General features: G+C 47.9%; 8 protein-coding genes. All 8 read right to left on the bottom strand.

Annotated features, from left to right (window positions below; genetic code table 11):
• Positions 1–92: 92 nt before the first annotated feature.
• On the bottom strand, positions 93–2,408 hold the full coding sequence (locus tag P6910_RS21290; protein WP_317143264.1) for a hypothetical protein: 2,316 nt from the start codon (positions 2,406–2,408) through the stop codon (positions 93–95).
• A gap of 385 nt (positions 2,409–2,793) precedes the next feature.
• Positions 2,794–3,102, bottom strand: coding sequence for a hypothetical protein (locus tag P6910_RS21285; RefSeq protein ID WP_317143263.1), 309 nt, complete (start codon positions 3,100–3,102; stop codon positions 2,794–2,796).
• A gap of 5 nt (positions 3,103–3,107) precedes the next feature.
• Positions 3,108–4,865, bottom strand: a complete 1,758-nt coding sequence (locus P6910_RS21280; RefSeq protein ID WP_317143262.1) for a hypothetical protein — start codon at positions 4,863–4,865, stop codon at positions 3,108–3,110.
• A 201-nt stretch (positions 4,866–5,066) separates the two neighbouring features.
• Positions 5,067–7,313, bottom strand: coding sequence for a hypothetical protein (locus P6910_RS21275; RefSeq protein ID WP_317143261.1), 2,247 nt, complete (start codon positions 7,311–7,313; stop codon positions 5,067–5,069).
• Between the two features lie 185 nt (positions 7,314–7,498).
• A complete protein-coding gene (locus P6910_RS21270) occupies positions 7,499–9,505 on the bottom strand; it encodes a hypothetical protein (RefSeq protein ID WP_317143260.1) in 2,007 nt (668 codons plus the stop codon).
• Positions 9,506–10,589: 1,084 nt separating this feature from the next.
• Positions 10,590–12,599, bottom strand: coding sequence for a hypothetical protein (locus P6910_RS21265; protein ID WP_317143259.1), 2,010 nt, complete (start codon positions 12,597–12,599; stop codon positions 10,590–10,592).
• A 162-nt stretch (positions 12,600–12,761) separates the two neighbouring features.
• Positions 12,762–14,780, bottom strand: a complete 2,019-nt coding sequence (locus P6910_RS21260; RefSeq protein WP_317143258.1) for a hypothetical protein — start codon at positions 14,778–14,780, stop codon at positions 12,762–12,764.
• A gap of 181 nt (positions 14,781–14,961) precedes the next feature.
• Positions 14,962–16,848 (bottom strand): hypothetical protein, encoded by a 1,887-nt coding sequence (locus P6910_RS21255; protein ID WP_317143257.1) that lies wholly within the window; start codon positions 16,846–16,848, stop codon positions 14,962–14,964.
• Positions 16,849–17,023: the final 175 nt, after the last annotated feature.

Genomic DNA, 17,023 nt, shown 5'->3' with positions numbered 1-17,023 from the left:
ATCAAGAAAGTAAGGGTGTTTTCTCTTAAACACCTTCCGTTAAAAAACCAAAGCTGCACCGGACAAAACCTCATGAAAGGACAGGCATCAGATCAGGGGACGCCCTGGTTCAAATCAACAAGCTTGCGTTTTCGATGCACTCTTTTGTGCTCCGACAAGGCTTGAGCACTCTTGCAGACCTTTCCGCATGGGCGCGGCTGACCATCCTCCCCGGCTATGGTTTCTTCACAGATTTTTTTCCTGGCGTGGTCTCTTTTTTTATGATCCGACAGGGCCCTGGCATTCTTGCAGGTCTTCCCGCATTGTTGCTGCCGACCATCCCCCCCGACCATGATTATGCTACAGGTTTTTTGCCCGGTATGGTTTCTGCTTTTGTGATCCGAAAGGGATCTGATATTTTTGCAGACCTGCCCGCACGGCAGCGTCTGACCACCTTTTCCGACCACGGTTACGTTGCAGATTTGTTGCCCGGTATGGTGTCTTCTTTTGTGATCCGACAGAGCACTGGCATTCTTGCAGATCTTCCCGCATGATTGCTCTTGGCTATTCTCTCCAAACACTGTTTCGTTACAGGTTGGTTGCTTGAGATGGTGTTTGGTTTTGTGAGATGACAGGGCTTTAGCATTTTTGCAAACCGCCCCACATGGTTGCTGTTGGCCATCCTCTCTGACCACCGAAACCTCGCAGGTTTTCTGCCCGGAGTGGTTTCTGCTTTTGTGATATGAGAGGGCTTTAGCATTCTTGCAAACTATGCCGCATGGCTGCTGCTGACCATTTTCCTCGACCACGATCACGTCACAGGCTTGTTGCCCGCTGTGTTTTCTGATTTTGTGATCTGAAAGGGATTGAGAACTCTTGCAGAGCTTCCCGCATGGCCGCCGATGACCATCCTCCTCGACTACTGTTATGCCACAAATCTGTTGCCCGCGGTGGTTTTTGCTTTTGTGAGATGACAGGGCTCGAGAATGTTTGCAAAGCTTCCCGCATGGCCGTTGTTGACCATCCTGTCCAACCATGGTCACATCACAGGTTTGTTGCTCGCTGTGGTATTTGCTTTTGTGAGACGAAAAAACTTGAGAGTTTTTACAGACTTTGCCGCATAGCTGCTGCTGGCCATCCTCCCTGATCACGGTCAGGTCACAGACTTGTTCCCCGGAGTGGATTTTGCTCTTGTGACATGACAGGGCTCGAGCATTCCTACAGACTGATCCGCATGGTCGCTGCTGGCCATCCTCACCAATCACGGTCACTTGACAGGTCTTTTGTCCGGTGTGGTATCTGCTTTTGTGAGACGAGAGGGCTTTAGCATCCTTGCAGATTGCTCCGCATGGTCGTTGTTGGTTATCCCTTCCGATTATGCTCAGGTTACAGGTTCTTTGTTTGCTGTGATCTGCAGTTTGCGCCTTATCTGTCCAGGAATGGTAAGTTTGGTTTTGACCCAATTGGCATAATTCTGTTGTCGTTTGTTGTGTTTCTGAAGTCTCCATTGGGGGAGGGGGAAGTGTAAATGGAGTTCCGTTTTTTTCGAGAAGAACGCGCTCACCCAGATTCAGTAGAGCGTTGACTATAACCCAATCATCAGTGTTGACAGGCAAATGCTCATGCATTGAAACATCATCATTGAGTGTATCGGTGTGGTCAATATATGTTGTCCCTGTAGTCGAGTTTGCATGGTTGCAGTTGTCGGCCGGGTTGCCACTGATGCCCTCAGACTCTGGCTGGTGCGCCTGTGGCTGAATGAGTTGGCCAGAAATGTATTGCAGTGGTATGCCAGAGGTGGGAGCCCATGTTTCGACAGGCGGATTTTGTTGGCAATTGATAGTGTATATAGAATCAAAATGACCCACACAATCAAGGCAGTAAGCATTGGTATATTGAGGGCGTGAGCTTTGTTCGGGTGCTGCTCCTCTGCGGTCTGTAAAACTGTCTTTATAATTTAGCGGCGATTCAGCGGACACCCTGCTATCAGCTGGGGGTCTGAGCCTGCACAGGCCATTGCAGGGATAAACGAAACAATTTAAATCAAAACTATGCGAGTGTTGGTGAGGGCCCTGGTCACCGCCGCCAGAACCGGAATACAGGCGATTAGTGAAATAGTTTTTAGTGTGTGTGATGGGTTGTGGGGTATGCTGCCCCGGTGACTTTGGTGGCTGGTATAGCGATTGGTCATGTCCAGAGCCAAGCAGCATAGTGATGGCCGCAATAGGGTGATTCTGACTCGTTTCCTGTTGCTCGATCGAGCTGAACAGCGGCGAATCGATGCTCCAATAGTTTTGTAAAAGCCAACCGGCGGCGACAACCGCTTGTATCGATAGCCATGAATAAGGGTTGGAACCCAGAGGGACGTCTCTAGTGGTCAGGGTCAGTTCGAAGGCTACCAGCAGATAAGTGGCGTAAAGCAACTGCAAGGAAATCGATTCTATTTTGGTCGTTTTTAACCCGTAACTGAATGAACTGTGTCGTTTGTTATAAGGCGGTAGTTCTGAATCTGCATAGCCTTTTGCTCCGGCAATGCCTGATAGCTTGTCCGGCAGTGTATGCAGGTCATGCTTTATATAAAAACACCTGCCTGTATAAGCTGAATCCTGTTCAAACTCGACAACAAAACGTTTTTTTAACGGTTCAGCCTGACAGACGACAGATAACGACAGTAAAAGTAGTGCCGTAAAGATTGAGTGTTTAATAATTCTATGCTTGCATTCTGGTTTAAAGAGAGGAAGGATAGATCAAGAAAGTAAGCATGTTATTCTGTCAAAGATCTTTTGATAAATACTCTCTGTTAAAGGCCTTCTGTTAAAAACCAAAAGCTGCACCGGGCAAATCTGTTTGGCCTGTCGAATTTTCTTCGGAATTCAGCGGCCATTCTGTGTAGCGTCTGCTATTAAATGATGGTTGGAAACTGCAAAAGCCATGACAGGGATAGACGAAACAAATTAAGCCCAAAGTATGACGGCGTTGTTGGGGGTCTCTGTTACCATCGCCAGAGTTGGTATGCATGAGATGAGTGAAATAGCCTGTAGGACGGGTGGTGGCTTTCAGGTCTTGTTGACTGGATGATCCTTCTGGCTGGTATTTTAATTGGCTGTGTCCAGAGCCAAACATTGTATTCACTTTGCCTTTTGATGGCACAGGTCGTCGTCGCGATTCAATGAAACGGGCTTGCGTTTTCGATGTGCTCTTTTGTGATCCAACAGGGCTTTACCACTTTTACAGACCCTCCCGCACGGTCGCTGCTGACCATCCTTCCCGACCACGGTTGCGTCACAGGTTTTTTGATTGGAGTGGAATCTTTTTTTGTGATCCGTCAGGGCTTGGGCATTGTTGCAGAACTTTCCGCATGGTCGTTGCTGGCCATCCTCCCCGGTCACTGTTACTTCACAGGCTTTTTGCCCTGTGTGACATCCGCTCTTGTGAGCCGTCAATGCTCCAGCATTATTGCAGATCTTCCCACATGGCTGCGACTGGCCATCCTGCCCGACCAGGATCTCGTTACAGGTTTGTTGTCCGGTGTGGTATTTTCTTTTGTGATACGACAGTGATTGAGCATTTCTGCAGACCTTCCCGCAGGGCTGCTGATTTCCATCTTCGCCGACCACATTCGTGGCGCAGGTTTTTTTCCCGGTATGGAGTTTGCTTTTGTGAGCCCAAAAAGCTGGGGCATTCTTGCAGACCGTCCCGCATGGACGCTGCTTACCATCTTCCCCGTCCACGGTTTCTTTACAGGCTTTTTGTCGGCTATGGTATTTGCTTTTGTGAGTCGAGAAGGTTTTAGCATTCTTGCAGATCTTACCACATGACTTCAGTTGGCCATTTTTTCTGACCAGAGGCAGGTCACAGGTTAGTTCTACTGTGTGGTTGGTTTGTCTTGTACCTGTCCGGGAAAGATGAGGTGGGCTTTGGCCCAATTGGGCTGTTCCTGTTGTTTGTTGTGTTTCTGAAGTCCCCACCGGAGGGGTGACATGGGTAAGTTTACAGAACATTTCTTTTTCATCGAGAAGACTACGATCACGAAGAGTGAGTAAGCCATTGACTATAACCATGTCATCGTAGGTAACAGGCAGGTGCCTGAGCATTGGCACATCATAATTGAGTGGCTCTGTATGGCTTGTCGAACTGTCTGTTGAATCAGGAGACCATTGAGTGGAGCCGCTGCTATTGAATGATGGTCGGAACCTGCAAACGCCATTACAGGGATAGACGAAACAATTTAAGCTCAAAGTATGTGAGTGTTGCTGAGGGCCTCTGTTACTGCCAGCAGAATCAGAAAACAGGAGACCGGTGAAATAGTCTGTTCGGTGGGTGGATGTTTCCGGGGATTTCTGACCAGGTGATGCTGATGGCTGGTGTTGTGCCGGGTTATCTCCAGAGCTATACATCGCAGTGATGGTTGCAAACGGAAGACCTCCTTGTGTCAACAAAGATACCGTCTCTTGTTGTTCAATCGGGTTAAACGGCGGTGAGTCGGAGTTCCAATAGCTTTTTAAAAGCCAGCAGAGAATTATAATCGCTTCTCCAGCTACCCATGAATAAGGACTGGAGCCCAAATTGGCATCATTGTTTTTCAGTTTGAGGGCGTCAGCAACCAGAAGGCGAGTGGAGTAGAGCCATTGCCAGCAAATCGACTCAATAGAGTTTGACTTTATCTCGTAGCCGCACGATCTCAGTGATTTCTCATCAGACCGTGAATCTGACTCTGCACAGCTATCTGAGTCAACAATATCTGACGGGTTGCCCGGTAGTGTGCGCCAGTCATGCTTTATAGAAAAGCTCTGGTTTGGAGAACCTGCACTCTGTTCGAGCTCAACAGTAAAACCACTTGTCCACGGTTCGCCTTGACCGGTGAAAAAAAACGACAGTAGCAGCAAAAGTGGTGCCCAAAAGAGTGAGTGTTTAATAATTCTAGCCCTGTATTCTGATCCTGAGAGAGTTAGGATAGATCAGGAAAACAGGCATGCTTTTCTCTTCAAGATCCTCTCTGAAAAACTCTCTTAAAAGCCAAAGGTTGCATAGGGAAAAAATATCTCTGAACTGGCCTGCCTTGCGCTGGGTTATTAGAGATTGAGGTCTTAGTTCTGATTCGGATTGACAGACTTGCTCTTTAGGTGTCCACTCTTCCGCTTTCTCAGGGGCTTAGCATTCTTGTAGACCGTCCCGCAGGATCGCGACTGGCCATCCTTCCCGTTCACTGTTATATCAAAGGATTGTTGCCCGGTGTGGTGTCTGCTTTTGTGATCGCTCAGGGCTTGAGTATTCTTGCAGGACAACCCACAATGTCGCGGCAGTCCATCGTCACCGACCACTGTCTCGTCACGGGTTTGTTTCCTGCTGTGGTTTCTTCTTTTGTGATCCGACAGGGCTATGGTATTGATGCAGATCTTCCCACATGGTCGCGACAGGCCATTCTCTACGATCACAATCTTGTCACAGGCGTATTGTCCGCTGTGGTCTCTTTTTCTGTGAGCCGACAGTTTCATAGCATTCTCGCAGACTCTCCCGCATATTCGCGACAGGCCATCCTCTCCGATCATGTTCTTGTTACAGGTTTTTTGCCCGGTGTGGTATCTGCCTTTGTGAAGCGTCAGGGCTTTGGCGCTCTGACAGACCTTCCCGCATGGTCGCTGTTGATCATCCCCTGTGACCACTAACGCCTTGCAGGTTTTTTGCCCGCTGTGGGCTGTTCTTTTGTGATCCGACAGGGCTTGAGCACTTTTGCAGATCTTCCCGCATGGTTGCCGCTGGCCATCTTCCACGGATACTGTCGTTTTACAGGTTTTTTGCCCACTATGGATTCTTTTTTTGTGACACGCAAGGATGCGAGCATTCTTGCAGACCGACCCACATCGCAGTCGTTGGCCATCCTCAGTAAACACTGTCACGTCACAGGTTTGTTGTCCGCAGTGGGAGCTATTTTTGTGAGATGATAGATAATGAGCATTCCTGCAGACTACCCCACATAGCCGCTGCTGGCCATCCTCCCCGATTACCGTCACGTCGCAGGTTTGTGACTTACTGCTTTTTTTTCTTTTCCGATTCGGCAGAGCTTGCTGGCAATGCGTCGTTCCGGGAGTAATATTCTCGGGTACTACCGGAGCTTGTGTTGTGACTGGCTGTAATAGATGAGCCGGACTCTGGCTTGATTGAGGTGATTCAGTGGTTGTTTTTTGTGTTTCTGAATGGGAAAACGTAAAGGAAATCCCGGTTTGGTCGGTAAAGCCCAGAAGGCTCATTGCTTCATTATTGCCCGTAAAATCATTAGTGGTGGAGGGCATATTCCAGGTCATTGGAAGATCATCATTGTGTGGCCTGACAGGGGTCGTTGTATAAACGGCTAAATTCGTATAGTTGCAACTATTGGCTGGCTTGCCATTACTGTCATGGGGCTCTGGTTGATGAGCCTGTGACTCGAATACTTGGGCATAATCTAATGGGAGTTGAATGTCAGTAGGATGTTTTAATGCCTCGAGAAGCAAGTTTTTTTCGGCATGTATAGCCCCTTCAGAATCAAAGTAGCCTATACATTGATGGCATTGGCTATTAACCAAATGAGGACATGAGCCTTGTCCGGGTGTTGCTGCTGTGTGACTTGTCAAGCTTTCTTGCAAATTCAGTGGCCATTCAGTGGGCTCTCTGCCAAGAGATGATGGTCTAAATAGACAAACGTCCATACAGGGATACGTGTAGCAATTTAAACCCAGAGTGTGCAGGCGTTCTTCAGGGGCTCCGTTACCTTCGCCATGGTTAGTATTCAGTGGGCTGGTAAAAAAGCCTGTAGGCTGGGTAGTTGTCCCTGGAGCTTGCTGGACGGATGATGCTGATGGTCGGTATTGTTGTTGGTAATTTCCATAGCCATACATCCCGGTGACGATCGCAAACGGTGTCGACATAGACCCGGTTTCCTGTTGTTCGATCGGGTTAAATAGCGGTGAGTAAGAGTTCCCAAAGCTTTTTAAAAACCAGCCAACACTTATAACCGCTTCTGCAGGTATCCATGAATAAGGGCTGGAACCCGCAAGAGTGCTTTTGTTAATCAGGATCAGTTCATAACTAACCAGCAGATGAGTGGCGTAAAATAATTGCCAGGAAATCGACTCAATCAGGGTTGTTTTTAGCCTGTAACTGTCAGGTTTGTGTCGTTTGTGATCAGGTGGTAAATCTGGTTTTGTATAGCAGGCAATGTTTGACGCATTGGACTGCAATGAAGGCCGATCAGGCTTTATAGAAAATTTCTGTTTTGTAAAATCTGCATCCTGTTGAAGCTCGACAACAAAACGTCTTGTAAAAGGTTCGGCCTGAATGATGATCGACAACGACATTAGCAGTAACAGTAGTGCCGCAAAGAGTGAGCGTTTAATAATTCTATCCTTGTATTCTGGTTTACAGAGAGGAAGGATAGATCAATAAAGTAAGCGAGTTTTTCTGTTAATAAACTTCTGTTGAAAGCGAAAGGTTGCAACGGACAAAATGTCGCCGCGAAATGGCCTGACCTGTGCGGGGGGTATTAAAGATCCTGATCGGGATTCTGTTTTATAGTGACAGACTTGCGTTTTAGGTGTTTTCTTCTTCTGTGATCCGCCAGACTTTTGCTACTACTGCAGACCTTCCTGCATGGTTGCGATTCGCCATTGATCCCGATCACAGTCAGGTCACAGATTTGTGGCCCGGTGTGGTGTTTGCGTTTGTGATCCCTCAGGGCTTGAATATTTTTGCAGACCAACCCACATGGCCGCCGCTGGCCATCCTCTTTGACCTCGGTCAGGTCACAGGTTTTTTGCCCGCTGTGGTTTGCGCTTTTGTGCCTCCTCAGGGCTCCGATATTATTGTAGAGCTTCCCACATAGTTGCGACAGGCCATCCTTCCTGACCACGGTTGCGTCACAGGTGTGTTGTTCACCGTGACATCTTCTTTTGTGATCCGACAGGGCCGCAGCACTGTTGCAGACTGCTCCACATGGATACTGTAGGCCATCCTTTGTGACCAGAGTCAGATAACAGGTTTTTTGTCCGCTGTGGCTTCTGGTTATGTGATCCGACAGGGCCGTAGCGCTCTTGCAGACCTTTTCGCATGGCCGCGGCTGGCCATCCTTCCCGACCAGGGTCCGCTGACAGGTTTTTTTCCCGCTGTGGAAGCTTCTTTTGTGATTATAAAGGGTTTTAGCATTCGGCCAGACCGTCCCGCATGTATGTGGCTGGCCATCCTCACCGATCACAGTCATGTTACAGGTTCTTTTCCCTGTCTGGTGACTGCCTTTGTGAGATCTCAGGCTCTGGGCGTTCTTGCGGACTGCCCCGCATGGGCGAAGCTGGCCACCTTCCCTGACGATGTTGACGTCATAGGTCATCTGGTTGCTGTGGTCTCTTATTTTTTGATCGGACTCGGATTCTACTGTGCCTGTCTGGCAAAAGTCAGTCTGGCACTGATTTGAATGGGATGATTCAGAAGTTACTACAAGCGTTTCAGAATGAGAAATGGAAACCCCGATTTCTCCGAGAAGACTAAGTAAATAGAGTGAATCATTATTGGCCGCAAAATCAGCGGTGGGAGTTAAATTTCCGGGCATTCGCAATTCATGATGGAATACCTTGGCAGAGCCAGTGCTACAAGTAGCCTCGTCTTGGGCGACCCCGTCCACAGAGTCGATGCCATCGGCAGGATTGCCACCAATGTCATACGTCAGTAGCTCAGACAGTGGGTCAGAATCGAGTAGGTGCTGAATGCCAGAACAATCATTCAATAGTTCTAAAAGCGATTTTTCTTGGGAATCTGGAACCTCTTCAGACTTAAAATACCCCATGCAACTATTGCAGTGTTGGTTAGCCGAATGAGAGCATGAGCTTTGTCCCGGCGTTGCTCCTGTGAGGCCTGTCGAATTTTCTTCGAAATCCAGCGGCCAATCATCGGGCCCTCTGCCATCGGATGCTGATCGCAATCGACAAACACCATGACAGGGGTGGACGAAACAAGTTAAACCTAAAGTGTGCGAGTGTTGTTGAGGGTCTCTGTTATCTTCGCCAGAGTCATAATTCGGGAGATGAGTCAAATGGCCTTTAGTGCGGGTGGTGGTTTGAGGGGCCTGATGAGCGGGTGGTTCTGATGGTCGGTCTTGTGTCTGGTCATACCCGGATCCAAGCACTGCGATGGTGGTCGCAAAGGAACTTTCCCGCTGTGTCAGCATAGATGTTACTTCTTGTTGCTCAATCAGATTGAGTTGTTCAGTCGGCTTAAGTATCGGTGAATCGGGGTTCCAATAGCTTTTTAAAAGCCAACCGAGAACGATAACTGCTTCTGAAAGTCGCCACGAATAAGGGAAGGTGCTCAGGGTCGCGTCTTTGACGGTCAGTTCGAAACCAGTCAGCAGGTTAGTGACGTAAAGCCATTGCCAGGTTATCGAGTAAAAAAGGGTCGTTGCTACTGCAGAACCATACAATTTTTGTCGTTTTTTATCAGGTGGCGAAGTTGATCCTGCATAGCTGTTTTTGTCGGCAATCTCTGACAGGCTGTCCGGCAATGTCCGTCGGTCACGTTTTATAGAAAAGCTCTGTTCAGGAGAACCTGCATCCTGTTCAAGTTTGATAATAAAACGTGCTGCCCATGGTTCGTCCTGACAGAAGACAGATAACGACAGTAGCAGCGCTAAAAAAAGTAAGTGTTTAATAATTCTATCCTTGCGTTCTGATATTCAGAGAGGAAGGATAGATCAAGAAAATAAGTGTGTTTTTCTTTTGAAGATTTTCTGTTAAAAACCAAAGGCATCGCCGGTCAAAAAAATCGCTGCAAATAGCTCTGTCTTCTTGAGGAATGAAGCCATCATCCCGGTTTATGGTGCCAGTGAAAGAGTGTGTGCAGTGGTTAATTGTCTGCGAGGCTTTCTGGGTGGATGATTTTGATGACTGGTCTTGTGGTAGGTCATGTCCGGAGCCAAACATCATAGTGATGGTCACAAATAGGTAATCCACCTGTGCTAATATATAATAACAATGTCGTACATATGGATTAAACAGCGTTGAGACTGGTTTCCATTAGCTTTTTATAAGCCAAACGGCAGTGATAGCTGCTTCTGTAATGGGTATCCAAGAATAGGGACTGGAGCACAGAGATGCATTTTTGCTCGTCAGTTTCAGTTCGCAACCAACCAGCAGATGAGTGGCGTAAAGAAATTGCCATGAAATCGACCCAGCGAAGTTGGTTTTCACTCTGAAATAGAAAGACTTGTGTCGTTTTATTCCGAATAGCCAATCCTCTTTTGCATAGCCGTTTATATCGGCAATGTTTGAAATATTGACCGACGATGTATGCTGTTCACGCCTTAGAGAAAAGTTCTGTTTTAGAAAACTTGCATCCTGTTCAAACTCGTCTGGATAACGTCCTGTCAAAGTTTTGGCCTGACAGATGACAGAAAACGACTGCAGCAGCAACAAAAAGTACCGCAAAGAATGAGTGTTTAATAACTCTATCCCTGCATTCTGGTTTACAAAGAGGAAGGATAGATCAAGAAAACAGGCGTGTTTTTCTGTTACGATGTTTCGTCAAAAAACGGCTGTTAAAGACCAAAGTCTGCATCGGGTAAACCTCATAAAATGGCGTGTGCCAGATCAGGGTTTGAAGCCATCGTCCTGATCAGGATTAACAGGCTTGCGCTTTCGATGTATTCCCTTGTGATGCGACAGGACCTGAGCATTCTCACAGACCTTTCCGCATCGTCGTCGCTGCCCATCCTCTTTGATCACTCTTACTGCACAGGTTTTTTGCCCGGAGTGTCCTTTTCTTTTGTGTGCCATCAGCGATCCAATGTTCTTGCAGACCGCCCCGCACAACTCTGGTCGGCCATCTTTCCCGGCCAAGGCCACATCACAGGTTTTTTGCTCGCTGTGCACTCTGCTTTTGTGAGATGAAAAGGCTTGAGCATTATTGTAGACTTTACCGCATGGCCGCTGCTGGTTATCCTTCCCGACCACAGTCATGGTGCAGATTTTTTGCTCGCTGTGTTCCCTGTTTTTGTGGTCCCACAATGCCTGGTTATTCTTGTAGATCCTTCCGCATGGTCGCTGCTGGCCATTCGCATTGACCATGATCGTGTCACAGGTTTTTTGCCCGGTGTGGTATTTGCTTCTATGAGATGTCAGAGCTTTAGCATTCTTGAAGATCTTCCCGCATGTTTGCAGCTGGCCATCTTCCGCGACCACGATTACTCCACAGGTTTGTTGCCCGGTGTGGATTCTCAGTTTGTGATCCGCCAGGGCTTGAGCATTTCTGCAGACTGTCCCGCATGGCCGCTGGCCATCCTCAGAGAACAGAGTTACATCACAAACTTTTTGTCCGCCGTGGTTTCTTCTTCTGTGACCTGTCAGGGAGTGAAAACTCTTGAAGATCTTCCCGCATTGTCGCTGCTGGCCGTCGTCTCCTACTACGGTCGCGTCACAGGTTTCCAGCCCGCTGTAGTCTGAGGCTTGTACTTCTCCTGTCCGGGAGGGATGGGGTGGGTTTTGACCTACCTGGGTTGGTCTTGTTGTTTGTTGAGTTTCTGAAGTCGCCACTGGCGATGTTAAATGGTTGAGCGTAAAGGAAATCCTGATTGCTTCTGAAAGACTATGACCACGTAAATTGAGCAACCCGTTGATTATGACCAAGTCATCATCGGTGATGGACATATTTCGAGGCATTCGTAAATGACCATTAAGTGCCACGCTGTGGCCAGTATATGCTGCCTCTGTGGTCATTGTGAGTGAATGGTTGCAGCTTGTCGGGTTGCCATCCACGCCGTGATGCTGTGTCTGCGGCTGAGAGGGTTGATCAGAAGCGCATTGGAGTTGGATGGCAGGGAAATCATTCAATGTTTCTAAAGACGGGTTATATTGGGAGTGAGTATTCAGCGGCCATTCAGCGGGCTCCCTGCTATCGGATGATGATCGGAATCTACAAACGCCATTACAGGGACGGACGAAACAATTTAAACCCAGAGTGTGTAAGTCTTTTTGAGGATTTCCGTTACCGCCGCCACCGTCAGTATTCTGGAGTCTGATGAGAGAGCGCGTAAGGCGGGTAGCTGTCGCTGGGGCTTTCTGGTTGGATGATTTTGATGGCTGGTATCCTGGTTGGTCACGTCCGGAGCCAAACATCAGAGTGATAGCCATAAATGGGTAATCCTGATTTATCTGCTGTTGTTCAATCGTGCTAAACAGGTGGGAATCGGGGTTCCAATAACATTTTAGAAGCCAGCCAACAGCGACAGCCGCTTCTAAGGGTATCCATGAATAAAAGCTTGAGCTCAGAGCTGCACCCTTGGTCGTCAGGATTAGTTCGTAAGCAACCAGTAGATGAGTGGCGTAAAGTAATTGCCAGGAAATCGGCTCTGTAAGGGGGGGGGGCAGTCTGAAATTGTAAGACTTTTGTTGTTTTTCGTCAGGAGGCCAATCTGGCTCTGCGTAGCCGTTTGTGTCGGCAATGTTTGACGGGTTGTTCAGCAATATATGCTGGTCATGCTTTACAGAAAAGCTCTGTTTTAGAAAGCCTGCTTCCTGCTCAAGCTCGACTGTAAAACGTCTAGTCAGGGGTTTGGCCGGACAGATGACATTCAACGACAGTAACAGTAGGAGAAGTGCCATAAAGAGTGGGTGTTTAATAGTTCTATCCCTGCATTTTAGCTTACAGAGAGGAAGGATAGATCAAGAAAATAAGCTTGTTTTTCGATCAGAGATCTTCATTAAAAAAAACTCTGCTGTAAACCCGAGGCACGCAGGGCAGAACTTCACGAAAAGAGTGTCAGATCAAGGACCGATTTCATTGTTCTGCTTCTCATCAACAGGCTCGCGTTTGCGATGTGTTTTTTTGTGGTCATACAGGGCTCGAGCATTCTTGCAAACTTTTCCGCATGGCCGCGGCTGCCCATTCTTCCCGACTACAGTCAGGTTACAGGCTTGTGGCCCTGTGTGGTATCTGCTTTTGTGAACCGACAGGGATGGTGCATTCTTGCAGACCGTCCCGCAACGCTGCGGCTGGCCATCCTCCCCAACAATGATCAGGTCACAGGTTTGTTGCCCTGTGTGGTGTCTTCTCCTGTGAAGCGATAGAGACGGCGCATTGTTGCAGATGATCCCACATGGTTGCGGCTGGCCACCCTTCCCGATCACGGTTTCCTGACAGATTTCTTGTCTGCTGTGGTCTCTTTTTTTGTGATTCTTAAGGACCAGAACGTTCTTGCAGACTGTCCCACATAGTTGCAGCTGGCCATCCTCCCTGACCACTGTCATATCACATCTTTTTTCTCCGCTGTGGTCTTTTCTTTTGTGATAGTACAAGGTTTGACCATTCTTGAAGACTTTCCCGCATGGCCGCTGCTGACCGTCCCTCCCGAACACGATTACATCACAGATTTTTTGCCCACCGTGGTGTCTCCTTTTATGGTCCACCAAGACTTGAGCATTCCTGAAGACTATCCCGCACGGTTGTTGCTGGCCACCCTCTGGGAACAAGGTTACGTCACAAACTTTTTTTCCGCTGTGGTTTCTTTTTCTGTGGTCCGTCAGAGCATTAGAATTCTTTAAGATCTTCCCGCATTGTCGCTCCTGACCGTCGTCCCCTACCAAAGTTGCGCCGCAGGTTACTTGCCTGCTGTTTATTGCCCGCATTGTATCTGTCTGGGAAAGATGGGGTGGGTTTTGATCCAACTGGGGTGATCCTGTTGTTTGTTGTGTTTCTGATGTCTCCACTGGAGGTGTTAAAGGATTGAGTCTAAAGGAAGTCCCGATTGCTTCTGGATGGCTATGAGCACCCAGATTGAGCAACCCGTTGACTATAACCAAGTCATCATTAGTGACAGGCGTATACCGAAGCGTTCCTGCATTATCGTTCAGTGGTCTCGTGTGGTCAGTATATGCGGGCCATGTAGCCATTGAGGGTGAATTGTTGCAGTTATTTATCGGATTGCCATCAATGCCATTGGTCTGCGGTTGATGCGCCTGTGGCTGAAAGGGGTGGCCAGAAGCATATTGGAGTCTGATAGGAGGGGGATAATTCAATGTTTCGAAGGGCTGGTTTTGTTGGGAATGAGTTTTTAGTGTCGACTTAGCGAGTTCTCTACTAACGAATGCTGGTCTGAATCTACAAATGCCATTACAGGGATTGACGAAGCAATTTAAATCTAAAGTGTGTGAGTGTTGTTGAGGGTTTCTGTTACTGTCGTTAGAGTCAGAATATATAGGGCTTATGAAAGAGCCTCTATGGTGGATAGTTGTCTCTGGGGCTCTCTGGCCGGATGATGCTGGTGGCTGGTGTTGTTGGTTATTCCCGGAGCCATACATCGCAGTGATGATCGCAAACGGATGATCTGACTGCGCCAGCATAAATGTTGTCTCCTGTTGTCCAATCGTATTAAACAGGGGGGAGCCGGGGTTCCAATAGCTTTTAATAAGCCAGCAGACAGCGACAACCGCTTTTACAGGTATCCATGAATCAGAGCCAGAGCATGGGGAGGTACCTTTGCTCATCAGGATCAGCTCGTAACCAACCAGCAGTTGAGTGGTGTAAAGTAATTGCCATAAAACCGACTCTGCAAAGGTGGTTCGTAGCCTGTAGCTGTCAGTCTTTTGTCGTTTGTTGTCAGGGGGCGGAACTGGTTCTGCATACCCGCTTGTCCCAGCAAGATTTGGCATGTTCTCTGGCAATGTATGCCGATCAGGCTTTACAGAAAAGTTCTGTTTTGGAAAGCCTGTATCCTGTTCAAACTCGACAATAAAAAGTCTTGTCAGAGGTCTGGCCTGGATGACGAAGGACAACGACAGTAGCATCAACAGGAGTGTTGCAGTGAGTGAATGTTTAATAATTCTATCCTTGCATTCTGGTTTACAGACAGAAAGGATAGATCAAGAAAATAAGCGTGTTTTTGTGTCAAAGACCTTTGGCTAAAAAAACTCTGTTAAAGGTCAAAGGCTGCATCGGGCAAAATCTTATGAAAGGGTGGGGCCTGTATCAAGGACCATGATCATTCTCCTGCTTATTACCAACGGGCTTGTTGTTTCGATGTTTTCTTTTGTGATTCGCCAGATCGCCGACACTCTTGCAGGCCTTTCCGCATGGCTGTGATTGGCCATCCGCCCCAACCACTGTTACGTCACAGATTTTTGGGCTGCTATGCACACTCCTTTTGTGGTCCGACAAAACTTGAGAATTCTTACAGACTGCTCCGCATGGCCGCGGCTGGTCATCCTCCGAGGTCACGGTCACGTCACAGGTTTTTTGCCCGGTGTGGATTTTGTATTTGTGATCCCAAAAGGCTCGAATATTCTTGCAGACAGTCCCGCATGGCCGCAGCTGACCATTCTTTTCGAGGATTGCCGCGTCACAGATTTTTTGTTTGGAGTGGGCTTTGCTTTTGTGATCCCAAAATGCTCGAGCATTCTTGCAGACAGCCCCGCATGTCCTCTGCTGCCCATCCTCCCCGATGATTGTTAGGTCGCAGTTTTTTTGCCCGGAGTGGATTCTGCTTCTGTGATTCAGCAGGGTGTGAACATTTCTGAAGACCTTTCCGCATGGCCGCTGCTGGCCATCTTCCTCGACAACGATTGCGTCACAGACTTGTTGTCCGGTGTGCTCTTTTCTTTTGTGGAGCGCCAGACTTTTAGAAGTCTTGCAGACCACCCCGCATGGCTGCAACTGGAGATCCCATCCGATGACGATCTCCTCACAGGTTTTTTTTTTGCTTTGGGCTCTGTAATTTTGAACCGAAAAGCTCCAGACATTCTTGCAGAGCATTTTGCATGGTCGCTGCTGGCCATCCTCTCCGTCTATTCTGACGACACTGTTAGTGCATCCGACAGGGTCTATTGTATAAGCTTTTCCTTCACCTGTTGAGTCCGAGGCGATCCCGTCTGAGGCGGCCCCGTCTGAGGCGACCCTATCTATAGGTTTGCAGTTATGGGTCGGGACACCGTCAATGCTACAAATCTCTGGCATAAATAATGGGTCAGAATCGTATTGGAACTGAATCAATGTTTCGAAAGGCGAGTTTTGTTGGATATCTGCAGTGTTTAAAGGATCAGTTTGAACCAGACAACTAAAGCAGTATCCGGTGGCCAAATGAGGGCACGAGCTTTGTCCGGGTATTAATTCTGTGTCGTCTGTTGAATTTTCTTCAGAATTCAGCGGTAATTCAGCAGGCCCTCTGCTATTGGATGATGATCGGAATCGACAAACGCCACGACAGGGATGGACGAAACAATTGAAACCTAAAGTATGCAGGTCGCCTTTGGGGTAATCGCTACCGTCACGATAATCAGTATTCAGCAGAAGAGTGAAAGAGTTTGTAATAAGGGAAGTGGTTTGTGAGGCTTGCTGCCCCGATGATCCTGATGGCTGATATTGTTGTGCGTTGTGTTCGGAGCTAAACATGGTAGTGATGGCAGCAAACAGTTGAACTAGCCGTGTCAGGGTCGGCGACGTCTCTTGTTGTTCTATGGGGCTAAACAGCTTTGAATCCGGGCACCAATAGTTTTTTAAATACCAGCCGAAAGCGATAAACAATTCCACTGGTGGCCATGAATAAGGACTGGAGCTCAAAGGGGCGTTTTTAGAGGTCAGGATCAGTTCGTATGCAACCGGCAGATTTGTGGCATAAAGCCATTGCCACGAAATCGAATTGGTAATGGTCGTTTTAACTCTGTAACCGCCAGGTCTGTGTCGTGTGTCATCAGGCTGAGAATCTGATCCTGGGTAGCCATTGGTGTCGACAATGTCTGACGGGCTGCCCGGCCATATATGCCGGACAGACTTTATAGAAAAGTTCTGTTTTAGAAAACCTGTATCCTGCTGAAGCTCAAAAATAAAGCGTCTTGTCAAGGTTTCGGGCTGACAGACCATAGGTACCGACAGCAGCAGTGCGACAAAGCATGAGTGTTTAATAAATCTGTCCTTGCATTCTGGGTTACAGAAGTGGAAGGATAGATCAAGAAAATAAGCGTATTATTCTTTTAAAAACTTCTGTTAAAAGTTGAGTTGCACTGGGAACAACCTCACGAATGGCCGGATTTCAGAC

Source organism: Endozoicomonas sp. 8E, from assembly GCF_032883915.1.
Lineage (GTDB): Bacteria > Pseudomonadota > Gammaproteobacteria > Pseudomonadales > Endozoicomonadaceae > Endozoicomonas_A.
The sequence above is the reverse complement of the archived record's forward strand: the minus strand, read 5'-3'. Positions and strand labels throughout refer to the sequence as shown.